The following is a 21,729-nucleotide window of genomic DNA, read 5'->3' on the forward strand; positions in this document are numbered from 1 at the left end:
GTGCAAAAGCTGCTGATTGTCGGTTGCGGCGACATCGCGCGCCGCATGCTGCCGCATCTGCGCGGCCACTACCATGTCTTGGCGCTGATTCGCGATGCGACACAGCGCTCGTTCTGGCGTTCGCAAGGCGCGCACCCGGTAGTCGCCGATCTCGATCAGCCGGACAGCTTGCGGCGAATCGCCGGCCTGGCCAATGTTGTCGTTCACCTTGCTCCCCCATCGACCCTCGGCGAGGACGTCGCCAGCCCCTGGCAAGGCGATCGGCGTACTCGCCAACTGCTCGCCGCCCTCGCCCGTGGGCGCAGTCTACCACAGCGAATCGTGTATATAAGCACGACCGGCGTCTATGGCGACTGTGCCGGCCGTCGGATAGACGAAACCAGCGCCGTGCAGCCAACGACCGCACGTGCCCGACGACGGGTCGACGCCGAGCGCCAGTTGCGCGCGTTCGGCCGCCGCGGAGTCGTCGTCAGCATCCTGCGCGCCCCGGGAATCTATGCCGCAGAACGCCTTCCGCTTGCCCGTCTGGCCGAAGGCAAGCCCGTCCTGTGCGCCGACGACGATGTGTTCACCAATCACATTCATGCCGATGATCTGGCCAGGCTGGCGTGTGCCGCGCTGCGCCGAGGACGATGCAACCGGGCGTACAATGCGACCGACGATTCGGAAATCAGAATGGGTGACTATTTCGATCTGGTTGCCGACCGTTTCGGTTTGCCGCGCCCGCCGCGCCTCACGCCAGGCGCAGCCGAGCAGGAATTGTCGGCCGTCCAGCTCTCGTTCATGCGTGAATCGCGGCGCTTGAGCAATGAGCGGATCAAGCGTGAGCTACGCGTCACCTTGCGTTATCCACAGGTGCGCGATGGCCTCGACGCCGCCTGGAGAGAAAGGAAGCAGCAGTGCTCATCGTAAAGGTGCTCCATCTGTGGATGGTGGTCAGCTGGTTCGCCGGCCTGTTCTACCTGCCGCGCATTTTCGTCAATCTGGCAATGGTAGAACCGCACAGCGTCGCCGAGCGCGAGCGACTGCTCCTGATGGCCGGCAAGCTCTACCGCTTCATGACGCCGATTGGCGTGCTGGCGATTGCGCTGGGACTCTGGCTGTGGTTGGGTTTCGGCTTCGCGGGCGGATGGCTGCACGCCAAGACAGCGCTCGTCCTGCTCCTGGTCGCCTATCATGCTTATTGTGGCCGCATCCTGCAGAGCTTCCGGCAGGGACAGAACCGGCGCGGACACGTCTGGTTTCGTTGGTTCAATGAGATGCCGGTGCTCGCGCTGCTGGCAGCGACTTACCTTGCGGTTCTCAAACCCTTCTGAAGCCGCCAACCGGAGCGATGATCGTGGAAACCTTTTTTGCCAGTTGCCCACGCGGCCTCGAGCCCTTGCTGAGCGAGGATCTGACAACCGCCGGAGCACGCATTGGCGAGCCGATTCCGGGGGGTGTGCACTTCGCCGGCGACTGGACGGTCTGTTATCGTGCCAACCTGCACTCGCGCATTGCCACACGCATTTTGTGGCGGGTCGCGCACGCGCCGTACCGCAGCGAGGAAGACATTTTCCGGCTGGCCTTGGCTGCCCCCTGGCCGCAGTGGTTCACCGCCGAGCAGACGATTCGAGTAGACGTCAATGCGATCAAGTGCCCGCTGAAAAGCGTCGACTTCGTCGCACTGCGCATCAAGGACGCGATTTGCGACCGCTTTCGCCGCGACACGGACCGGCGCCCGAACGTCGACACACGCCAGCCCGACATTCGCCTGCACGCCTTTCTCGGCGAAGACGAATGCACGCTCTATGTCGACACCTCAGGCGCGCCGCTCTATCAGCGCGGCTACCGCCAGAAATCGGTCGACGCGCCCCTGAAGGAGAACCTGGCGGCCGGCATCCTGCGCCTTACCGGTTGGCAGCCCGGGGTCGCGCTGCTCGACCCGATGTGCGGCAGCGGTACCTTTGTCCTCGAAGCCGCGCAGATTGCCCTTGGTATCGCGCCCGGCAGCGGACGCTCGTTCGCCTTTCAGCGACTTCGCCCGTTCGCCCCGCAAGTCTGGCAAGAATTGCTTGATGCGGCGCGGCTGGAACAGCGCGCGGCCGACGAGGCGGCGATCTTTGCTGGCGATATCTCGCCAGTGGCCGTGCGCGCCACCCTGGCCAACCTCGACCGCGCCGGTCTCCTGCCCGCCGTGACGCTGACGGTGAGCAACTTGCTCGAGCGCGCCGCACCGGCCGCGCAGGGCATCATGATCGCCAACCCGCCGTACGGCGAACGCGTTCACACCAGCGAGGAGCCCGCCGAGTTCTACGCTCGCCTGGGCAGCGCGCTGAAGCAGCGCTTTGCGGGTTGGACGTGCTTCTTCATCAGCGCCGACACTCGCCTGCCGCGCCTCGTTCGCCTCAACCCGAGCCGCAAGACGCCGCTCTTCAACGGGCCGCTCGAATGCCGCCTGTACGAATTCAGGATGGTCGCCGGAAGCAACCGCCGCCCGCCGACCGGCGCTGCCCAGCCGGAGACCGGCTAGGCGGCGCCGAACCTGCCGACGCGCCTACCGGCAACGGCAGGCGCGCGCCTGCGCGCTGAGAGCGAGCGGCGCTTGCCGGCGATAGCCGGACCAGCCCCAGTGCTCGTCACCCGCGCCGCCCTGACGACCTGGGGCCAAAGGTTTCTCAGACGATATCCAGGTGGCCGATGCCGGCAGTCAGATCCCGGTCCTTCGATTCCTTGCCGTGCAGCTTGATCTGCAGCCGCAGGTCGTTCAGCGAATCGGCGTTGCGCAAGGCGTCGGCATAGGTGATCTGACCTGCCTCGTGCAGATCGAACAGTGCCTGATCGAAGGTCTGCATGCCGAGTTCGCGCGAGCGCTTCATCACTTCCTTGATCTCGTGCACCTGCCCCTTGAAGATCAGGTCGGAAATCAGCGGCGAATTGAGCATGACTTCGACCGCCGGAACGCGTCCCTTGCCGTCCTTCTTGGGCAGGAGCCGTTGCGAAATGATCGCCCTCAGATTGAGCGACAGGTCCATCAGCAGTTGCGCGCGGCGATCCTCCGGGAAAAAGTTGATCACGCGGTCGATCGCCTGGTTGGTGCTGTTGGCGTGCAGCGTCGCCAGGCAGAGGTGGCCGGTTTCCGCAAAAGCGATAGCATAATCCATCGTCGTGCGATCGCGAATCTCGCCCATCATGATGACGTTCGGCGCCTGGCGGAGAGTGTTCTTCAGCGCCACTTCCCAGGAATCGGTGTCGACCCCGACCTCGCGCTGGGTGACGATGCACTTCTTGTGTTCATGCACGAACTCGATCGGGTCTTCGATCGTGATGATGTGTTCCTGGGTGCTTCGATTGCGGTGGTCGACGAGCGCCGCCAGCGAAGTCGTCTTGCCCGTACCCGTACCTCCGACAAAGATCACCAGGCCGCGCGCGGTAAGCGCGATATCCTTCAGGACCAGCGGCAGGTCAAGCTCGTCCAGGGTTGGAATCGACAGGTTGATCGTCCGGCAGACGATGGCCACCCGCCCCTGCTGGAGTAGCGCATTGACCCGAAAGCGCCCGATGCCGGTCGGCGAGATGGCGAAATTGCATTCTTTCTTTTCTTCGAACTCGGCCGCCTGGCGATCGTTCATGATCGACCGCGCAAGCTCGGCCGAGTGCTGCGGTTGGAGTGGCTGGTTGGAAACCGGCAGCACTTTGCCGTCGATCTTGATGGCTGGCGGAAAGTGCGCCGTGATGAAAAGGTCAGAGCCGTTCTTCTGCATCATCAAGCGCAGAAGCTCGTGCATGAATTTCAGTGCCTGATCGTGCTCCATTCCCTCTTCCCCAATCTGTGCCGGCCTCAGGCGCCGTAGAAAGCGTCCTTGTTAGCTGCCTTGCTGCGTGCTTCAGGCGTAGACACCAGGTTTCGCTTGACCAGTTCGGTCAGGCTCTGATCAAGTGTCTGCATGCCGAACTGCTGTCCCGTCTGCAAAGCCGAGTACATCTGCGCGATCTTGTTCTCGCGAATCAGATTGCGGATCGCCGGCGTGCCGATCAGGATCTCGTGCGCCGCAACGCGCCCCTGGCCGTCCTTCGTCTTGAGCAGCGTCTGCGCGATGACCGCGCGCAATGACTCGGAGAGCATGGCACGGACCATCTCCTTCTCCGCTGCCGGAAACACGTCGATGATCCGGTCGATCGTCTTCGCGGCGCTCGAGGTGTGCAGCGTACCGAAGACAAGGTGGCCAGTTTCCGCACCGGTCAGCGCCAGGCGTATCGTTTCCAGATCGCGCATTTCACCGACCAGGATCACGTCAGGGTCTTCGCGCAAAGCAGACCGGAGCGCGTTCTGGAAGGACATCGTGTGCGGACCCACTTCGCGCTGGTTGATCAGGCATTTCTTTGGCTGGTGGACGAATTCGATCGGATCCTCTACGGTCAGGATGTGGCCGTAAGCCGTCTCGTTCACGTGGTTGACCATCGCTGCCAGTGTGGTCGACTTGCCCGAACCGGTTGGCCCGGTGACCAGCACGATGCCCCGCGGATACTCCGCGATGTCCTTGAAGATGCGCGGACAATTCAGCTCCTCGAGGGTCAGCACCTTCGACGGAATGGTTCGAAAGACCGCCCCTGCGCCGCGATTCTGGACGAAGGCATTGACGCGGAAACGAGCCAGATTCGGGATCTCGAAGGAAAAGTCGCATTCCAGGCAATCTTCATAGTGTTTGCGCTGGGCGTCGCTCATGATGTCGTAAACCATCGAATGCACATCCTTGTGCTCCATCGCCGGCAGGTTGATCCGACGCACGTCGCCATTGACCCGGATCATTGGCGGCAAACCCGAAGACAGGTGCAGGTCGGACGCCTTGTTCTTCACACTGAAGGCGAGCAGTTCGGTGATATCCATCCGTTTCGGTCCTCGGGCGGTTGCAGGGGGGCAGTGCTATACTTCGACTAATCTGCGCAACGCTCGATTATGACCACACTTCCCGCCAAGCTGCAAGCCGTTCTCGCGCGAATTGCCGCTGCTGCGCGGCAGTTCGGGCGCAAGCCGGAGGAAGTTCGCCTGCTTGCCGTCAGCAAGACACGCTCGACCGATTGCATCCGCGCAGTGGCGGCCGCGGGGCAACTGGCCTTTGGCGAGAATCATGTCCAGGAAGGCGTTGCGAAAGCCCGCGAGCTGTCGGCGCTGACCCTGGACTGGCATTTCATCGGGTCGCTGCAAGCCAACAAGACGAGGCTGGTGGCCGAAAATTTTGCCTGGGTCCATTCGCTCGATCGACTGTCAATTGCCGAGCGTCTCTCGGCCCAGCGGCCGGCCAGCCTGCCGCCGCTGTCCGTCTGTCTGCAGGTCAATGTCAGTGGCGAGGCGAGCAAGGGCGGCGTTGCACCGGGTGCAGCGACGCCTTTGGCGCAGGCAATTGCCGCGCTGCCCAGGCTGCGCCTCCGCGGCCTGATGACCATTCCACGCCCGAGCAAGGATTTCCTCGAACAGCGGCACGCCTTTCGCCGGCTGCGCGAGCTGGCCGAGCAGATGCAAGCCACCGGCCTGCAGTTTGATACGCTTTCGATGGGCATGTCCGATGACCTTGAAGCAGCAGTTGCCGAAGGAGCAACCCTGGTCCGTGTCGGCACGGCAATTTTTGGCGAGAGAACCACAGCATGAAGATCACTTTCCTGGGCGGCGGCAACATGGCCAACGCTTTGATCGGTGGACTGGTGAAGACCGGCTTTGCCGCCACCGACATCGCCGTCATCGAACTTGGCGCCCAAGGACGGGCAAAGCTTCGCCTGGTTTATGGGGTGCGCTGCTATGAAACGCCGACGGCCGCGGCCCTCGACTGCGACGCGGTGTTGCTCTCGGTCAAGCCGCAACAGATGCGCGAGGCGTGTACGCCCCTGATCGCTCACCTCAGACAGCAACTGGTGATCAGCGTCGCTGCCGGCCTGCGGCTCGGCGACCTGTCGCGTTGGCTCGGCGACTACGGAAAGATCGTCCGCGCAATGCCCAATACGCCGGCACTGATCGGCTCCGGAATCACCGGCCTGTGCGCCATGCCGGCCGTCTCGATGGCCGAGCGCCTGGGTGCCGAACGGATTCTGCAGGCAGTGGGCAGCACCCTGTGGATTGCCGATGAATCGCAAATGGATGCGGTGACGGCGGTCTCGGGCAGTGGCCCGGCTTACGTGTTCCTCTTCATTGAAGCCTTGCAACAGGCCGCCAGCGAACTCGGCTTGAGCCCCGCCCAAGCCCGCCAATTGTCGATCGAAACCGTGCTCGGAGCGGCCAAGCTGGCGGCCCAGTCGGACGAAGCGGCCAGCGTCCTGCGCGAACGCGTCACTTCCAAGGGCGGAACGACCGAGGCAGCGCTGCGCCGAATGGACGAACGCGGCGTCAAGGAAGGCTTCATCGCCGGAGTACTCGCGGCCAACGCCAGGGGCTGCGAACTGGGCAGACTGCTGGGACAGGACGCCCAATGATCGTTCAGGCGCTGTTGTTCCTGCTCGACGCACTGGTCAGCTTCTTCAGCTTTGCCTTGCTGCTCCGCTTCTTCATGCAGGCCTTCCGCGTGTCGTTCAGCAATCGCCTGGGAACCTTCGTCGTCGAACTGACCAACTGGCTGGTCAGGCCATTGCGCAAGCTCTTGCCAGGCTTCTGGGGGCTTGATCTGGCCAGTCTGCTGCCAGCGCTTCTCTTGCAGATTGCCTTTGCTTTCGTCCTGCTGTCGTTGCGCAGCCCATGGCCGCTGTCTACCGGCGCTGATCTGTTGCTCTTCGCGCTTTGGCGCGGCGTTCTGGCCACAGTAAGACTGAGCCTCTACCTGTTTATCGGCGCGCTACTGGTGCAGGCGGTTCTCTCCTGGGTCAGCCCCTACTCACCGCTGAGCCAGCCGCTGACGCAGTTTACCCGACCTATCGTGCGCCCGATCCAGCGCCTGGTGCCGCCGATTGGTGCAGTCGACCTGTCACCGTTGATCGCCATCGTGCTGGCGCAACTCATTCTGATTTTCATCTAGCCGGTGGTCGACTGGGCCCGGCGAAGCGGCGACCGGCTCGTCCTCAGCGTACACGTACAACCCGGAGCGAAACGAAACGAGGTAGCGGGACCGCATGGCGATGCGCTCAAGATCCGTCTGACGGCACCGCCGGTCGACGGGCGGGCGAACGCTGCCCTGTGCAATTTCATCGCACAGCGGCTGGGCATCGCCGGATCGGCTGTCGCAGTGACGAGCGGTCGCACCTCGCGGCGCAAGCTGCTGAGCGTCGTCGGCGCGCCGGCCGACAGCGAGGCACGCCTGCGCGCCGACTGATCAGCTGCCGCTCGGGCGAGGAGCCAGCGGCAGGCATCGGGAAGAGTGGAGCGAGCGAGCCGCCGCCCTTTTCCGCGTTACCCACGGTCCACTTGTGCAAAGCGCACGCAATCCGCCCCGCCGACAAGATTCAGGCAGCGAAGACGACGCGCCCATCAACCAGCGTCATGCGCACCCGCCCCTTGACCTCGCGCCCGAGGAAAGGCGTGTTCTTGCCCTGGCTGCGCAAGCTGGCAGCGGTCACCCGCCACGTTTGCGCAGGATCGAACAGGCAAACGTCGGCCCGCCTGCCAGCGCGCAGCGATCCCGCTTCGAGGCCGAGAACCGCCGCCGGATCACAGGTCACCCGGGCGAGCGCAAGCGTCAGAGGGAGATCATCCTGCGCCGCCCAGAGGAGCGTCAGGGGCAACAGCAGTTCGAGGGCGGTCGCACCTGGCAAGGCTTCAGCAAACGGCAACTGCTTCCCGTCGGCGTCGATCGGCGTGTGATCCGAACAAACGACAGCCAGTCCTTCCCGCGCAGCGGCGCGCAGCGCCTGCCGATCACTCGCTGAGCGCAGGGGTGGATCCAGACGCGCGTTCGTATCGAAGTAGCCGATATCGGCTTCCGACAGGTGTAGATGGTGCGCCGATACGTCACAGGTCACCGCCATTCCGCCGTGCCTCGCCTGGCGAACGAGAGCCATTCCGGCGGCTGACGAAAGGCGGGAAAGGTGCAGACGAACTCCGGTCTGCGCCGCCAACTGCAGCGCCGTGGCCACCGCGACGCTCTCGGCGCAGACTGGAATTCCAGTCAGGCCAAGACGTGAAGCGACCTCACCGTCGTGCGCCACGCCTTCACAGGCGAGAAAGTCGTCCTGCGGACGCAGGCGAACCGCATAACCGAAGGTTGCCGCGTACTGCATGGCGCGCAACAACAACATGGTGTTGACGATCGGCCGCCTGGCCTGCGAAAAAGCGATGCACCCGGCACGTGACAGACCGTGCATCTCGGCCAGCTTCTGCCCGGCAAGTTCCTGCGTCAAGGCGCCGACCGGAAAAACGCGCGCCAGGGCAAGGGTTTCACTGCGGCGGACGAGGCGTTCGACCAGGCCCGGCTCGTCGAGCGGGGGTTTGGTGTCGGGCGGACACGCCAGCGAGGTGACGCCACCGGCGACTGCCGCCGCGAGTTCGGGCTCGATTCCGCCCAGCCTGGCCGAGAGATCGACCAAACCCGGACAGACGACCAGCCCGGCAGCGTCGATGCAGCGGTCGGCCGAGAAATCCGCCGGCGCCTGACCGACGCCGACGATGCGGCGATCGGCAATGAACAGGTCGGCGACCCGGTCGAGGCCATCGGCCGGATCGATCAGCCGGCCGTTGCGTATGTGCAGTTTCTCTCCGCTCACCGTTCAGTTTCCCGCGATTATGCTCATCACCGCCATGCGCACGGCAATACCAAAAGTCACCTGTGGCAGGATGACCGCCTGCGCTCCGTCGGCAACGTCGGAGTCGATCTCGACGCCACGGTTCATCGGCCCCGGGTGCATCACGATGGCATCCGGCTTGGCCAGTGCGAGCATCGCCGGAGTCAATCCGTAGCAGCGGAAGTATTCCCGCGCCGACGGCAACAGGGTTCCGCTCATGCGTTCGTTCTGCAGGCGCAGCATGATCACGACATCGCAGTCACGCAAGCCGAGGCGCAGATCGTTGAAGACACGCACCCCCATGCTTTCGACGCAAGCGGGCAACAGGGTCTGCGGACCAACCGCCCGTACCTCGGCAACGCCGAGCGTGGTCAGCGCATGGATGTCCGAGCGAGCAACCCGCGAATGCAGGATGTCGCCCACGATGGCAACCACCAAGGAGCTGAAATCGCGCTTGTAATGCCGGATCGTATACACGTCGAGCAAGCCCTGTGTGGGATGCGCGTGGCGTCCGTCGCCCGCATTGACGACATGCACATCGCTACGCTGCAGACGGCGCAGGTGGTCGGCGATCAGATGCGGCGCACCACTGGCGGCGTGGCGGACGACGAACATGTCGGCGTGCATGGCAACCAGGTTATCGACGGTGTCCAGCAGGGTCTCACCCTTGGCGGTTGACGAGCGCGTCACGTCGAGATTGATGACATCGGCCGACAGCCGCTTGGCGGCGATCTCGAAGGTCGTCCGGGTGCGCGTCGAGTTCTCGAAGAAGAGGTTGAAGACGCTCTTTCCGCGCAGCAACGGCACCTTCTTGACTTCCCGATCGGAGACCTTGAGAAAACTCGACGCGGTGTCGAGAATGTGGACAATCACTTCGCGCGGCAGACCTTCGATCGACAGCAGGTGCGTCAGCTTGCCATTGGCGTTGAGTTGCGGGTTATGCATCTTGGGCAACCGTCCATTGCAGGCGACCGCCTTCATCGGTCGACAGGATCAGTTCCAGCGACGGCTCCAAGTTGACCCGCCAGGGGCAGAAATCGGCACACACCGGCAACTCGCGCTGGCCGCGATCCGCCAGCACGGCAAGCTGAATGCGCGCCGGACGCCCGTAATCGAACAGCGCGTTGATCGCCGCGCGTGTGGTCCGCCCGGTGTATAGCACGTCGTCGACCAGAATCAGTGGGCGGCCTTCGACATCGAAAGGAATCGAGCTCGGTCTGACGCGCGCGTGCAGGCCTCTCTCGCCGTAGTCGTCGCGATAGAAGGAAACGTCGATCAGACCGAGATCGCTGCTCAGGCCAAGCAATTCATGCAGGCGCCGGGCAACCCAGACGCCCCCACTGTGAATGCCAACCAGTACGCTATCCGGGTGCAACCGGGGACGAATCTGATCAGCGAGTTCGGTACACTGTGTTTCGGCGTCCGGGAGTTCAAGACGGGACATGGGTCTGGCATCCCTGTGGTTGGGAGAGATCGCCGGCAGCGGCGTCGAAGTGATTCTGCAGAATGATCTGGGCGGCAACGCTATCGATATGCTTCCTGGCTTGACGCGCATTGTGCCCTGCCGCGCGCAGCCTTTCCTGAGCTTCGCACGAGGTAAGGCGCTCGTCGGCAAAAGCGACGGCAAGCCGAAAGCGCTCGCGCAATCGCCGGGCGAAACGTTCGCAGCGTGCAGTCAGCGCATGCGCCGAACCATCCAGCGCAACCGGTCGACCGACGACCAGGCTGACCGGCTGCCACTCATCGATCAGTGCGGCAATGCGTGCCAACCCTTGCGCATCGTTCTGCCGTTCGATGACGGTGAGCGGGTGCGCCCGACGCAGCAGCCACTCGCCAACGGCGACACCAATACGCTTCTCGCCGAAATCGAAGGCGAGCACGGTTCCGCTGACTGTTTGCGCACTTGCTTCAGGCATGGCCGGCTTCGTCGGCAAGGTTCGTCAGGTTGACGCCCAGCAGTTCCATCGCCGAAGCGAGGCGCTCTTCGTAGGGCAATTCGAACAGGATGCGCAAATCGGCGGGAACGGTCAACCAGGCATTCTGCGCAACCTCGTGCTCGAGCTGGCCAGCCGACCAGCCGGCGTAGCCGAGCGTCACCAGCAGGTCGCGTGGCTGACCGTCGCGCGCCACCGCAAGTAGAACGTCGCGCGAACTGGTCAAGCCGACCTCGGCATTGACGGCCAGCGTCGACTGCCATTGGCCGACTGGCCGGTGCAGCACGAAGCCGCGGTCGGTCTGCACCGGTCCGCCGAAGAGGACATGCAGCTTGGCCACCTCAGGGGCGTCGAGACGAACGTCGATTCGTTCGAGCAGCGTCCCGAGACTCATATCGAGCGGGCGGTTGACAATGACGCCCAAAGCACCACGTGCATTATGCTCGGCGATGTAGACCAGCGTCCTGGCGAAGTACGGATCTGCCATCGCTGGCATGGCGATGAGAAAATGATCGGTAAAATTGATGCTCTCCATGGCCCTATTCTAATTCCAATCGCCGCCTTCGGCGGTGACAAAGCCAACCCATGTCTGATTCGATTCTCGTCTGGTTCCGCCGCGACCTGCGCGACACGGACCATAGCGCCCTCGGTGAAGCGCTTCGCCAGGCACGGCGCGTCTATTGTGCCTTCATTTTCGACCGCGAAATCCTCGCTGCACTGCCCGAACGTACTGACCGGCGGGTCGAGTTCATCCGCGATTCGCTGGTCGAACTCGATGCAGCGCTGCGCTTGCGTGGCGGCGGGCTGATCGTCCGCCACGGCTGGCCACGCGAAGAGATCCCGCGCCTGGTGCAGGAGCTGGGCGTTGCCGCCGTCTTCGTCAACCGCGACTACGAGCCGCTGGCCAAAGAGCGCGATGCGGCGGTGGCAGCAGCACTGCGCCGGGCGGGCATCGGTTTTCGGTCGTTCAAGGATCAGGTGATGTTCGATGGCGACGAGATCCTGAATCGCGCTGGCCGCCCGTACACCGTGTTCACGCCGTACCGGAGAGCCTGGCTCGCCCGTCTGACTGAAGCTCATCGACCAGCGCCCGGTCAGCCTAGCGCTACCCTTGCCGCGCCAGCGGGTGCCAGCCAGGTGCCCACCTTGTCGGCGCTCGGCTTTCACGCCATCGATCACGATCAGGCGCGCCTGGCGGCCGGGATGAACGGCGCGCAGCGCTTGCTCGACGACTTTCTCGGGCGAATCGCGCGCTACGCCGAGCAACGGGATTTTCCCGCCGTCAAGGGCGTTTCCTATCTTTCCGTGCACCTGCGCTTTGGTACCGTTTCGATCCGCCGTCTTGTCCTCCAGGCGATCGCCCACGGCGCCCTGCTCGACCCTGCCGGAGGCGCCGCGACATGGCTCGGCGAGCTCATCTGGCGCGATTTCTACTTCATGATTCTCGACCACTTTCCGCACGTCACCAAAAACGCGTTCAAGCCCGCATACGATGCCATCGCCTGGGAACAGGGAACATGGGCTGACGACGCCTTCGCCGCCTGGTGCGCCGGGCGCACGGGCTATCCGCTGGTCGACGCGGCCATGCGCCAAATCAATCAGACGGGTTACATGCATAACCGCCTGCGCATGGTCGTCGCTTCGTTCCTGAGCAAGGATCTGGGTATTGACTGGCGCCGCGGCGAAGCCTACTTCGCACAGAAGCTGAATGACTTCGATCTGGCGGCCAACAACGGCGGCTGGCAATGGGCGGCCTCGACCGGCTGCGATGCCCAGCCGTATTTTCGCATCTTCAACCCGCTCACTCAGTCGGAGCGCTTCGACCCAGCCGGAAAGTTCATTCGCCGCTACCTTCCGGAGTTGAGCAAGGTTCCCGATCGGCATCTGCACGCGCCCTGGCGAATGTCCCAGTCGGAACAGGCGGCGTGCGCAACTTTCACCGGGGGTGCCATTCACGAGCCGCTGGTTGACCACGAAACAGCACGCCGGCGGACGCTGGCGCGCTATTCAGTGGTCAGGAATCGCGCCGCTCCTTGACGTGCCGGCCGACCAGTCGGAGGAGTTCGTCTTCCTGATAGGGCTTGCCAAGATAATGATCGACGCCCAGATCAAGCGCGTACTGGCGATGCTTCTCGGCCGTACGCGAAGTGATCATGATGATCGGAATCTTGCGCAAGCGCTTGTCGGCACGAATGTTGCGGGTCAGCTCGAAACCGTCCATGCGGGGCATCTCGATATCGACCAGCATGACGTCCGGCAACGCTTGCGTCAGCTGTTCGAGCGCTTCGACACCGTTCTTGGCGGTGGTCACCTGGTAGCCTTCGCGCGCCAGCAAACGACTGGTAATCTTGCGCACGGTGAGCGAGTCGTCGACGATCATCACCGTTGGCAAGTCACCGGCAAGGGCCGCAGTCTCCTCGCCCTTGTGCTGCACCGGCACCGGCGAGACCGCAGCCTGCGTGCGAACCCGGCTGGCAAGAGCCACCGGATTGAGAATCAGAACTACCTGCCCATTGCCAAGAACAGTGGCCCCGTCGACGCCAATGACCCGGGCAAGCTGCGGCCCGATGTTCTTGACGACGATCTCCTGGTTCCCCAGCACAGCGTCGACCTGCGCCGCGATCCTGTTTGTACCGCTGCGCAGCAGCAGGACCCAGTAGCGCGAGTGTCTTTCGGGGAGTGCCCGCAGGTCGCCGAGCAGATGTGGCAGGTAGTGAAATGGGTAGCGATTCTCCCCCCAAACGGCAAAGTTGCCGTCGCGAATGCGCGCCAGACCCTTCTCGCGAAGGTCGAGAACCTGCTCGATCATGGCCGAAGGAATCGCATACTGCGTGCTGCCGGAACGCACCAGCAAAGCCTTGGTGACCGCCAGCGTGAGCGGTAGATAGAGGCGGAAGGTCGTCCCCTGCCCGGCGTTGGAAAACACTTCAATACGACCACCGAGGCTGGTGACTTCGCTGCGCAGAACATCCATGCCTATCCCGCGGCCCGACAACTGCGACAACTCGCTGGCCGTCGATATGCCAGGAACAAAGATCAGATCGACGACCCGATCGTCGTCGGCCGCCTGCTCCCGGGTCAGCAAGCCTGCCGCCAGGCCGCGCGCGCGCAGGCCATCGAGGTCGAGACCCGCACCGTCGTCGGAGAAATTGAGAATGATCTCGTTGCCTTCCTGGGTCAGGGTCAACGCAATTTCGCCGATCTCCGGTTTGCCCCGCGCCAGGCGCACCTGGGTGCTCTCCAGACCGTGGGCAACCGCGTTGCGCAGCATATGCTCGAGCGGCGCCAGCATCTTGTCGAGCACCGTCCGGTCGAGTTCCAATTGCGTCCCACGAATCTCGAGGTTGGCGCGCTTGCCCAGTTCCTTCGCCGCCTGCCGTACGATCCGGTAGAGGCGATCGGCAATGCTGCCGAAGGGCACCATCCGAATCGACATCAGCTCCTGTTGCACTTCGCGGTTGAGCCGCGCCTGTGCCAGGATCGCTGCGTTGGCATCGTCAAGATTCTTCAGCAGCGTCTGCTGTACTGTGGCGACATCGTTCACCGATTCCGCCATCATCCGCGTCAGTTCCTGGAAACGTGTGAAGCGGTCGAACTCGAGCGGATCGAAATCGGCCCGCCCTTCGCCTGCCTGCGCCGTACGTGACTGCATCTGCGTCTCGGCCTGAATTTCAATATCGCGCAACTGGCGACGGAGGCGGATGACGTTTTCGGTAAGGTCAAGCAGCGAAACCTTGATCGCCCGCATCTCTCCTTCGATGCGCGAGCGAGCAATCGACAGCTCGCCTGCTTCGTTGACCAACCGGTCGATCAGGTCGGCACGCACGCGCAAGCTGGCGCGTTGCACGGCACCGTCGCCCTCTGCCTCGGCAAACTCTGGCAGACTCACGACAGGTTCCGGCTCGCTCGCCACAGCCGACTCAGCCAACGCAGCGGGCGCCGCCATCGGCGCTGCCGACTCACGCTCGCCGGCGAGTTCGAGATGAGCGTGTCCGGCGTGACCGCGCTGCAAGCCGTCAACGATCTGAACGATCGCGTCAAAAGCGCCGTCGACATCGTCGATCAGTTCGACCGAGGCCTGGCCTGCAGCCTGCGCCTCGATCAGGCGCGTTTCGATCGCGTGCGTCATTTGCCCGAGGTTCATCGCCCCGGCCATGCGTGCACTTCCCTTCAGCGTATGGAACAGGCGGGCAAGCCCACGCGCGGCTTCCGAGTTGGCCGGGTCTTCCCGCCAAGCGAGGAGCTGCTGGGTGATCCGCTGCGCCAGATCCAGCGCTTCGTCGATGAACAGCGGCAGCAGTTGCTCGTCCAGTTCGTCGCGCAGTAGCGGCCCATCGGGCGCGGCGACCAGACCGGTCGCAGCCGGACTGGCCGTTGGCGCCGGCACCTCGGCAAGCGCTTGCGGCACGCTGACCTCGGGACTGGCCGGCCCCGGTTTCGGCCTTGCGCGCTCCTCGGGATAAAGCGCCGTCAAGCGCTCGACCAGGCTGTTCGCTGGCTGGGGCTGCCGTCTGCCGGCAATCGGTGCCAGCATCAAGGCCAGTTCATCGATGGTCTGGCGGACCACCTCAAGCGCTTCGAAGTTGCCTGGATGGGCGGTCGAATTGCGCCGTTGCAGCGCCATTTCGAGAGCGCGCCCCAGATGATTCACCACCGGGAGCCCGACGGTTCCGGCAATGCTGGCCAGCGTGTGCGCCGCGCGATACATCTCGTTCGTCGTCGCCGCCAGCGGATCGGCAGCCAGTACGGAGAACTCGGCTTGCAGCGTGGCCAGATGCGTCTTCGCTTCGTCGTTGAAAATCTCGGCCAAAGACGGCGGCAGCGTAAACTCCGGCTCGCTTTCGGCCGCCGGCGGCTGTGCCTCGCTCGCCGATACCGGACTGACGCCTGCCGGCATGATGTCAAGCGTGACGGGCGACGCGTCGTCGGGTACGACGGGCGCTTCTGCGGCAACCGCCGACGGCAAGGCTGGAGTGGTATCGGCTCCACCAATCAGGCTTGTCGCAAGGCTGGTCACGCCATCTGCGTCAGGCGGTTGACCATGGCCGGTCTTCAGATGGTCGACCCACGCCAGGAAGACCGCGTATGACTGTCCCAACAGGTCAAAGATCGATGCATTGACCTCGCTCTCCTGGCGCAGCCAAAGATTGAGTACCTGTTCGACCGACCAGGCAACTTCACCCAGGTCACGCAGGCCGACCATCCGGCCACTGCCCTTCAACGTATGGACAGAACGGCGAATTGAGGTCAACACCTCGACATCATGCGGGTGTTTGCGCAGTGCCTGCAGATCACGCTTGATGCTGACCAGAACTTCCTCACCCTCATCGAGAAATATCTCGAGCAGCTCGGCATCGACCTCCTCAGTACTCGCCTGGGCCAGCATCACCGTCTTGGCCGAAGGCTCAGGAGCGAGCTGAGCCGCCGGCTTGAGCGTCGCCATCGCTTCGTCGATCTGCTCGGCAGCATCGCCACCCGCCGCCAGAGCGGAAAGAACCTGCTTCGTTTGCTGACCGAGTTCGCTGTCCGCCACCAGGTCGGCATCCTTTTGCAGAGCGGCCAGGTTCTGCCGGATTTCCTGGCGCAGTTCGACATCGCTTGGCTGCTCGCGCAGCGCAACGAGCAGTGCGTGCGCCTCGATCTTCTGTTGTTCGACCTCCTGCTCGACGGTGGCTTCCGCCTGATCGCCGGCCGCCTTGCCGGGCTCGGCCCGCAGACGGTCGACAAACTTGGTGAAGCTCGTCGCGCCATGCTGCAGAGCATCGACGAAGAAGCCGATCAGCGACAGTTGTTCGGCCACGCGCTCGAAATCGTCCTCCGGCGGCAGCGCATCTGCCTCAGCAAAGGCCTTGATCTGAGCCGCGCACTGCTGCAAAACGACTACCGCATCGTCATGGCGCATCATGGTCAGCGCGCCGGCGACCTGATGCAGCGGGCCTTCCAGGCCATGCAGCTCGACGCGCTTCTCCGGGTCGCGGAAGAACGTGTCCAGCACCTGCTCGACCAGCGCGAGGTTGCTCTGGATCTCCTTGGCAACCTGAACGATCAACAGCTTTTCCTGAGCCCGGCGCGACATTTCGTCGAGCGACGGATGCTCGGATTCGGGCGGCGGCGCAGCGCCCGTCAGGCAGCCATGAATCCGTTCGATCATGACGTTTACCTGATGACCGAAACTCTGCTCCAGGTGCTGCATATTTTCCAACGCGTGCTGAGCAAGAAGTATGGCTGTCGCCATCTCCATCGCCAGCGCGTCGGTATGGCGCGTCGGATCGTGATTCAGGATACCGGCGACGCGCGACATGATCTCGACCAGGCGACGAAAGTCCGCCTGCCCGAGATCCTCCACCAGGGTCGCCAGCGTTCCGATGTTGCTCTTGAAGGTCGGCAGCGCCTGTACGATTCCGGCGCAGAACCGGTTCCAGCTTTCTTCACTGGCGGCGATCGCGTCGCGCAGCGAGCGGCGCAGCGCTTCCGCGGCCACCGGCGGCGCCGCTGGCGTCGGCAACAGCGGTGTCAACTGGTAAGCGTCCTTGACCCGCAGCACAGCGCGATCCTTGCTCTCGGCAATCGCCACAAGGTAAAGGGCGTCGCGCATCAAGCGTTCTGCAACGTTCTTTGAGCCCTCGAGCAAGCGGCGCATCTGCAAGTCAATGCGCGCGCACAGCTGCCGCGTCTCGGCGTCCCGAACGAGCGAACGCTCGGCAAGCGCACTCAGGAAGGCACCGGCAACCCACCAGAACGAGCGCGCAGAAGGAGTCTCCTGTACCGCTTCGACATGTTTGACGGCAGCCCGCATTTCTTGTACGCCGGCTGCCTCCAGCGGCGCCCGCAGCCAGCTCAGCAAGCCACGCTGGAAGTGCGCCCGCTGTTGCCGCAAGTGGTTCTGCAGTTCGCTGCGACCGAGGCGCATCGGCGGTCCGCTGCGCCTCGGTGGGCGAACGCGCAAATTGGGAAAGAAGAGGTCGGTCGGGGCAACGCGCGCCGCGCCGCGCGCCGACTGGATCTCCCGGTAGAGCGGCAGGAGCCGCAGCGGCTGATTGGGTTGTCCGTCGACCAGATCGTCGAGAAAATGCCCGATCGCCGCCAGCGCGCGCTGCACGAGGGCGATGGCCTCCGTCTCCGGCGCCGCTGGCTGCAATTCCAGTGTCTCGAGCAGCGACTCCAGCGCGTCGGCAAAGTGCGTCACGCCGTCCAGACCAACGATGGTCAGAGCACCGTGTACCTGGTGCAGGTGCGTGCGACTGAACCTCAGTTGAGTGCGCTCGCACCGCCCTTGCGCGGCTCCAGCGAGGAACTCTTTCAGCGCATCGTCAGCACGCTGCAATGCGAGGTCAATCTCGCTCTTGACCCAGGCGAGCGGGCCGATATCGAAGTCCGTCGGGGAATTCATTGCGCGCAGTCCCTCCGTTCCGGCTTCCTGGGAGCTAGGTCAGGACACCTTGAAACCAGCCACCGATCCCTTGAGTTCGGTCGCGAGACCGGCCAGCTCGCCAATCGCCGCCGCTGTCTTCTGAGTGCCGGCCGTCGTCTGTCCAGTCACCAGCAGAATCTCCTGCATCTTGCGGGCAACCTTCGTAGCCGATTCGGCCTGCTGTCGCGTCGCTGCAGAAATCGTGTCGATCAGTTCGGTGAGCTCGCGCGAAACTTTCTCGATCTCGGCCAGCGCCTGACCAGCGGCATCCGACAAGCGTGCGCCGACAACGACTTCGCGCGTCGACTCCTCCATGGCCGAGACCGTGTCCTGGGTATCGTTCTGAATCGTCCTGACGATGGCGCCGATCTGCTTCGTCGCTTCCCCCGAGCGTTCGGCAAGCCGCTGCACCTCCTCGGCGACCACGGTAAATCCACGTCCGGCCTCGCCGGCCGATGCCGCCTGTATCGCCGCGTTCAGCGCGAGAACGTTGGTTTGCTCGGTGATATCCGAGATCAATTCGACGATCTCGCCGATCTCCTGCGACGATTCGCCAAGTCGCTTGATCCGTTTCGAGGTCTCCTGAATCTGATCGCGAATCTTGTTCATTCCCTTGATCGAGTCGGTGACCGCTTTGGTGCCCTTTTCAGCCGCCGAGAGCGATTGACGAGCAACCGTCGCCGACTGCTTCGCGTCGTCGGAGACGTTGGTCATCGAAGTGGCCATGGCCAGCGCCGACTGGCCAGCACCCTTGATCTCGGCTGCCTGGCGCTCGGCCGCAGCGAGCAGTTCCGCGGATGTCTGCTGGGCGATGCCGGTGGCTACGGTCACCCGGCCAGCCGCATCGTTGATTCGCCCGACAAGGACGCGCAGCTCCTCGATGGTGTAATTGATCGAGTCGGCAATGGCGCCGGTGATGTCTTCGGAAACCGTTGCGGTAACGGTGAGATCGCCGTCGGCGAGGTCACCAAGTTCGTTCATCAGGCGCAGGATGGCGCCCTGGTTCTGTCGATTGAGGAGTTCACTGGCTTGCCGGCTTTGCTCGGCCTTTTCCGCTTGCCGCAGGTTCTCGGCAAGATAGGTGCGCGCAATCAGGTAGAGCAACAGCAAGGCCACGAGAACAAGGACGAGCAGGCTGATGGCGTAGCCAGCGCGTTGCCCGAGACTACCCTGGTATCCCTGGGCAAGCTGGTCGGTCAGTTGCAGCAGTTCTTCGCTGTCGCGGAAGATTTGCGAGCCTGCCTGTTTGGCGATCACCAGCTTCTGCATGTTGGCGAGAATGCCGCTGACCGCCGTGCGGTACTCGGTAAAGCGAGCGTCGAGCTCGTTGAGTTTTTGCTTGGTCTCAGAATCGGTCGCCGCAGCGATGCGCAGTTGATCGCTTCCCTTGCTCAGCGCACGCAAGGTGTCGCGAAAGGTATTCGTATCCTTGCCGAGCAGGAAGGCGATCTCCGGATCGATCGCATCGCCGACCAGCAGCGCGCTGGCGTTCTTGGCGATCCTTTGCGTCAGCATCACCAGTTGGCTGGCAGCAGCAATCTCGCGCAGCCCGGAGCTGTTCTGCATCTTGAGCGCCGCCACCTGTTCTGCTACCTCGAGCAACTGCGGGTTCTTCTCGTTGATCGAAGCGACATCCTTGCCAAGAGAAATCAGGTTCTTCTCCATTTCAAGCAGACGTGCAGCATTCTTGTCCGTCTTGTCCCAGGTTTGCGTCAAGGCCTGCAGTTGCGGCTGAACGCTGTCCGGTGACGCCGGCACCGTCGTCCCGGCGAGCTGACCACCGTTGGTCAGCCGATCGAGATTGGTGGCGAAGCCCTCGCGCGAATCCTTGAGTTGCTGGAATGCATTTGCATCACCCAGCAGCGCCAGGCTCGAGGCCTTGGCCAGCCTCTGCGACAGCATGCGCATCTCGCCGGCAGCAGCGACATAGGCAGTGCCGTTGCTTGCCTGGCGACTGTCCCGGAAGACGATGACGGCAATGATCAGTACGACGAGCAGCAGGCACGCCCCGAGGATCTGCATCTGCTGACCGATCGGATACTGCCGGAGGAAGGCGGGCAAATGCGCTGCCTCGGCCTTTCGTTCCGGCTGACCGGATTCCATGACTGTACGAGCTGAAGAGGTCTCGCTGCCCGCCCCTGTCACCCGCGACAAGAACGCGGACAGCTTAGTCTTGATCGTCATTTTGCTTCTCCGTTTACACTGCCTCGACGGCGTGAATAGCTGTCGGCAAGTCTTGCTTGATACGAAAGCGCCTCAACACGAATGCGCTTCAAACGCCAATGTCCATGAACGCGCCATCGCTCAGCAACTCGCGCACTTTGATCTTCTTCCAGTGACGACCTTCGTTGTCGGTGTAAGCTTCGCGCGCCCATGCCGGCGCACGCCCGTCAGGCGCCTGCGGAGTCAACGCGTCAACATAACGCAGGCCGACCATGCGCGTAACCAGCAGCGCCGCGTTGGTCCCGTAACGAGTGCCGATCAGCAACAGGCGGGAAGCCGCGTTCTGTGGCGTCGGCTCGTTGCCGAGAAAGGCAGACAGATCGATCACCGAATAGAGGCTGCCGCGAATGTTGGCAATTCCCGCAAACCAGGGCTTGGTCAGTGGGACAGTGGTCAGCGGGGTAAGCGGTACGATCTCGCCCGAATCCGCCAGATCGAGCAACCAGTAGTCCGAACCCGCCTGAATTCCAAGCAATCCGGCCGATTTCTCGGCCGTGCTTCCGGTCAGTCGCGCCGCGAGGTACGACTGGAACTCGTGCAGGCTGATCTTCTTGGCCATCCCTTTTCGCTTTGCTACAACGCAGCAATCTTGGCCAGCAACTCCTGACCGTTGACCGGTTTGACCAGGTAGTCGTGGGCCCCCTGACGCAATCCCCAGATCCGGTCGGTTTCCTGACCTTTCGTCGTACACACGATGATCGGGATGTTTCTGGTCACCTGGTCGCGGCTGAGCGTGCGTGTCGCCTGGTAACCGTTGAGGCCCGGCATGACGATGTCCATCAAGACCAGATCGGGCAGTTCGCTTTTTGCCTTGGCAATCGCTTCCTCACCGCTTTCCGCGGTGATCACCTCGTAACCGCTACCGGTCAGCAGGGTCTTCATGACATGACGCTCGGTCGGCGAATCATCGACAACGAGGATTTTCTTGATGGTCATGAGTTGTTCGTGCCTTTTCGGGTGCCTGTCAGGATTCCCACGCCGGCTCAGCTTGCCGGCGGGGCATACGCGGCAACTGCCTTCAACAGGCTTTCCTTGGTGAACGGTTTGGTGAGGTAATGGTCCGAGCCCACCATCCGACCGCGAGCGCGATCGAACAAGCCGTCTTTCGACGACAACATGATCACCGGCGTAGCCCGGAAACGCTGGTTCTTCTTGATCAGAGCGCACGTCTGGTAACCGTCCAGGCGCGGCATCAGGATGTCGCAGAAGATGACTGCCGGCTGATGATCGGCGATCTTCGCCAATGCGTCGAAGCCATCTTCGGCGAGCAACACCTGGCAACCCGCCTGCACGAGGAAGATCTCGGCGCTGCGCCGGATCGTGTTGCTGTCGTCGACAACCATGACCTTGATTCCGCGCAGGTCAGCAGCTTCAGTCAAGTCCATCCTCCAGTGATAGTCCCGGTCGCCAAACGGCCAGGCTTGCCAGTGATGCCGGAAGTCAACACGAGCGGCCGCAGATTCCGACGACCCGTTACTATACCGC

General features: G+C 63.2%; 20 protein-coding genes. 8 read left to right on the forward strand and 12 right to left on the reverse strand.

Going from position 1 to position 21,729, the window contains the following annotated elements; genetic code table 11:
- Genes RKP46_RS00230 through RKP46_RS00240 form a run of 3 tightly spaced genes read left to right on the forward strand, consistent with a single transcriptional unit; the run spans nt 1 to nt 2,512 of the window.
- Entirely contained in the window at nt 1-912 is a 912-nt protein-coding gene (locus RKP46_RS00230) for an SDR family oxidoreductase (protein ID WP_311104764.1), read from the forward strand.
- Nucleotides 900-1,316, forward strand: coding sequence for a CopD family protein (locus RKP46_RS00235; protein WP_311104765.1), 417 nt, complete (start codon nt 900-902; stop codon nt 1,314-1,316). The genes RKP46_RS00230 and RKP46_RS00235 overlap by 13 nt, the downstream gene beginning before the upstream one ends.
- 20 nt (nt 1,317-1,336) lie before the next feature.
- Nucleotides 1,337-2,512 carry a THUMP domain-containing protein gene (locus RKP46_RS00240; RefSeq protein ID WP_311104789.1) on the forward strand — a complete coding sequence of 392 codons (1,176 nt, stop codon included), beginning with the start codon at nt 1,337-1,339 and terminating at the stop codon, nt 2,510-2,512.
- Nucleotides 2,513-2,657: 145 nt separating this feature from the next.
- On the opposite strand, the gene RKP46_RS00245 is transcribed toward RKP46_RS00240, so the two are convergent.
- Together RKP46_RS00245 and RKP46_RS00250 are read right to left on the reverse strand one after the other, a co-directional pair.
- Nucleotides 2,658-3,794, reverse strand: a complete 1,137-nt coding sequence (locus RKP46_RS00245) for a PilT/PilU family type 4a pilus ATPase (protein WP_311104766.1) — start codon at nt 3,792-3,794, stop codon at nt 2,658-2,660.
- A gap of 26 nt (nt 3,795-3,820) precedes the next feature.
- Nucleotides 3,821-4,867 carry a type IV pilus twitching motility protein PilT gene (locus RKP46_RS00250; RefSeq protein ID WP_311104767.1) on the reverse strand — a complete coding sequence of 349 codons (1,047 nt, stop codon included), beginning with the start codon at nt 4,865-4,867 and terminating at the stop codon, nt 3,821-3,823.
- A gap of 69 nt (nt 4,868-4,936) precedes the next feature.
- Here RKP46_RS00250 and RKP46_RS00255 point away from each other — a divergent pair, with 69 nt between their 5' ends.
- Genes RKP46_RS00255 through RKP46_RS00270 form a run of 4 tightly spaced genes read left to right on the forward strand, consistent with a single transcriptional unit; the run spans nt 4,937 to nt 7,271 of the window.
- Entirely contained in the window at nt 4,937-5,626 is a 690-nt protein-coding gene (locus RKP46_RS00255) for a YggS family pyridoxal phosphate-dependent enzyme (RefSeq protein ID WP_311104768.1), read from the forward strand.
- Nucleotides 5,623-6,441 (forward strand): pyrroline-5-carboxylate reductase, encoded by an 819-nt coding sequence (gene proC, locus RKP46_RS00260; RefSeq protein ID WP_311104769.1) that lies wholly within the window; start codon nt 5,623-5,625, stop codon nt 6,439-6,441. Before RKP46_RS00255 ends, proC begins: the two co-directional genes overlap by 4 nt.
- A complete protein-coding gene (locus RKP46_RS00265; protein ID WP_311104770.1) occupies nt 6,438-6,977 on the forward strand; it encodes a YggT family protein in 540 nt (179 codons plus the stop codon). Before proC ends, RKP46_RS00265 begins: the two co-directional genes overlap by 4 nt.
- Nucleotides 6,978-6,980: 3 nt before the next feature.
- Nucleotides 6,981-7,271 carry a DUF167 domain-containing protein gene (locus RKP46_RS00270; RefSeq protein ID WP_311104771.1) on the forward strand — a complete coding sequence of 97 codons (291 nt, stop codon included), beginning with the start codon at nt 6,981-6,983 and terminating at the stop codon, nt 7,269-7,271.
- Nucleotides 7,272-7,401: 130 nt separating this feature from the next.
- Here RKP46_RS00270 and RKP46_RS00275 read toward each other — a convergent pair whose 3' ends face one another.
- The 5 genes from RKP46_RS00275 to RKP46_RS00295 are packed head-to-tail and all read right to left on the reverse strand — an operon-like array spanning nt 7,402 to nt 11,145.
- On the reverse strand, nt 7,402-8,658 hold the full coding sequence (locus RKP46_RS00275; RefSeq protein ID WP_311104772.1) for a dihydroorotase: 1,257 nt from the start codon (nt 8,656-8,658) through the stop codon (nt 7,402-7,404).
- A gap of 3 nt (nt 8,659-8,661) precedes the next feature.
- Complete coding sequence (locus tag RKP46_RS00280) at nt 8,662-9,621, reverse strand: aspartate carbamoyltransferase catalytic subunit (protein WP_311104773.1); 960 nt, start codon at nt 9,619-9,621, stop codon at nt 8,662-8,664.
- The gene (gene pyrR / locus RKP46_RS00285; RefSeq protein WP_311104774.1) at nt 9,614-10,120 is read right to left on the reverse strand and encodes a bifunctional pyr operon transcriptional regulator/uracil phosphoribosyltransferase PyrR; all 507 of its coding nucleotides are present in this window, start codon (nt 10,118-10,120) and stop codon (nt 9,614-9,616) included. The genes RKP46_RS00280 and pyrR overlap by 8 nt, the downstream gene beginning before the upstream one ends.
- The gene (gene ruvX / locus RKP46_RS00290) at nt 10,107-10,592 is read right to left on the reverse strand and encodes a Holliday junction resolvase RuvX (protein WP_311104775.1); all 486 of its coding nucleotides are present in this window, start codon (nt 10,590-10,592) and stop codon (nt 10,107-10,109) included. The genes pyrR and ruvX overlap by 14 nt, the downstream gene beginning before the upstream one ends.
- On the reverse strand, nt 10,585-11,145 hold the full coding sequence (locus RKP46_RS00295; RefSeq protein WP_311104776.1) for a YqgE/AlgH family protein: 561 nt from the start codon (nt 11,143-11,145) through the stop codon (nt 10,585-10,587). The genes ruvX and RKP46_RS00295 overlap by 8 nt, the downstream gene beginning before the upstream one ends.
- A 50-nt stretch (nt 11,146-11,195) precedes the next feature.
- Here RKP46_RS00295 and RKP46_RS00300 point away from each other — a divergent pair, with 50 nt between their 5' ends.
- Nucleotides 11,196-12,647 carry a deoxyribodipyrimidine photo-lyase gene (locus RKP46_RS00300; RefSeq protein ID WP_311104777.1) on the forward strand — a complete coding sequence of 484 codons (1,452 nt, stop codon included), beginning with the start codon at nt 11,196-11,198 and terminating at the stop codon, nt 12,645-12,647.
- Here the strand turns inward: RKP46_RS00300 and RKP46_RS00305 are convergent.
- From RKP46_RS00305 to RKP46_RS00325, 5 genes are all read right to left on the reverse strand, one after another.
- Complete coding sequence (locus tag RKP46_RS00305; RefSeq protein ID WP_311104778.1) at nt 12,625-18,000, reverse strand: Hpt domain-containing protein; 5,376 nt, start codon at nt 17,998-18,000, stop codon at nt 12,625-12,627. The genes RKP46_RS00300 and RKP46_RS00305 overlap by 23 nt on opposite strands.
- 39 nt (nt 18,001-18,039) lie before the next feature.
- Nucleotides 18,040-20,205 (reverse strand): methyl-accepting chemotaxis protein, encoded by a 2,166-nt coding sequence (locus tag RKP46_RS00310; protein WP_311104779.1) that lies wholly within the window; start codon nt 20,203-20,205, stop codon nt 18,040-18,042.
- Between the two features lie 88 nt (nt 20,206-20,293).
- Nucleotides 20,294-20,803, reverse strand: coding sequence for a chemotaxis protein CheW (locus RKP46_RS00315; protein WP_311104780.1), 510 nt, complete (start codon nt 20,801-20,803; stop codon nt 20,294-20,296).
- Nucleotides 20,804-20,817: 14 nt separating this feature from the next.
- The gene (locus tag RKP46_RS00320) at nt 20,818-21,180 is read right to left on the reverse strand and encodes a response regulator transcription factor (RefSeq protein ID WP_300332709.1); all 363 of its coding nucleotides are present in this window, start codon (nt 21,178-21,180) and stop codon (nt 20,818-20,820) included.
- A gap of 47 nt (nt 21,181-21,227) precedes the next feature.
- Nucleotides 21,228-21,587 carry a response regulator gene (locus RKP46_RS00325; protein ID WP_311104790.1) on the reverse strand — a complete coding sequence of 120 codons (360 nt, stop codon included), beginning with the start codon at nt 21,585-21,587 and terminating at the stop codon, nt 21,228-21,230.
- Nucleotides 21,588-21,729: the final 142 nt, after the last annotated feature.

The sequence above is a fragment of the Accumulibacter sp. genome (assembly GCF_031732815.1).
Classification (GTDB): Bacteria; Pseudomonadota; Gammaproteobacteria; order Burkholderiales; family Rhodocyclaceae; genus Accumulibacter.

Excerpts from the sequence above, each read along its gene's own strand:
- RKP46_RS00315 (WP_311104780.1), bottom strand. The coding sequence starts at position 20,803 with ATGGCCAAGAAGATCAGCCTGCACGAGTTCCAGTCGTACCTCGCGGCG.
- RKP46_RS00245 (WP_311104766.1), bottom strand. The coding sequence starts at position 3,794 with ATGGAGCACGATCAGGCACTGAAATTCATGCACGAGCTTCTGCGCTTG.
- ruvX (WP_311104775.1), bottom strand. The coding sequence starts at position 10,592 with ATGCCTGAAGCAAGTGCGCAAACAGTCAGCGGAACCGTGCTCGCCTTC.
- RKP46_RS00320 (WP_300332709.1), bottom strand. The coding sequence starts at position 21,180 with ATGACCATCAAGAAAATCCTCGTTGTCGATGATTCGCCGACCGAGCGT.
- pyrR (WP_311104774.1), bottom strand. The coding sequence starts at position 10,120 with ATGTCCCGTCTTGAACTCCCGGACGCCGAAACACAGTGTACCGAACTC.
- RKP46_RS00300 (WP_311104777.1), top strand. The coding sequence starts at position 11,196 with ATGTCTGATTCGATTCTCGTCTGGTTCCGCCGCGACCTGCGCGACACG.
- RKP46_RS00295 (WP_311104776.1), bottom strand. The coding sequence starts at position 11,145 with ATGGAGAGCATCAATTTTACCGATCATTTTCTCATCGCCATGCCAGCG.
- RKP46_RS00265 (WP_311104770.1), top strand. The coding sequence starts at position 6,438 with ATGATCGTTCAGGCGCTGTTGTTCCTGCTCGACGCACTGGTCAGCTTC.
- RKP46_RS00255 (WP_311104768.1), top strand. The coding sequence starts at position 4,937 with ATGACCACACTTCCCGCCAAGCTGCAAGCCGTTCTCGCGCGAATTGCC.
- RKP46_RS00325 (WP_311104790.1), bottom strand. The coding sequence starts at position 21,587 with ATGGTTGTCGACGACAGCAACACGATCCGGCGCAGCGCCGAGATCTTC.
- RKP46_RS00310 (WP_311104779.1), bottom strand. The coding sequence starts at position 20,205 with ATGACGATCAAGACTAAGCTGTCCGCGTTCTTGTCGCGGGTGACAGGG.
- RKP46_RS00250 (WP_311104767.1), bottom strand. The coding sequence starts at position 4,867 with ATGGATATCACCGAACTGCTCGCCTTCAGTGTGAAGAACAAGGCGTCC.
- RKP46_RS00280 (WP_311104773.1), bottom strand. The coding sequence starts at position 9,621 with ATGCATAACCCGCAACTCAACGCCAATGGCAAGCTGACGCACCTGCTG.
- RKP46_RS00305 (WP_311104778.1), bottom strand. The coding sequence starts at position 18,000 with ATGAATTCCCCGACGGACTTCGATATCGGCCCGCTCGCCTGGGTCAAG.
- proC (WP_311104769.1), top strand. The coding sequence starts at position 5,623 with ATGAAGATCACTTTCCTGGGCGGCGGCAACATGGCCAACGCTTTGATC.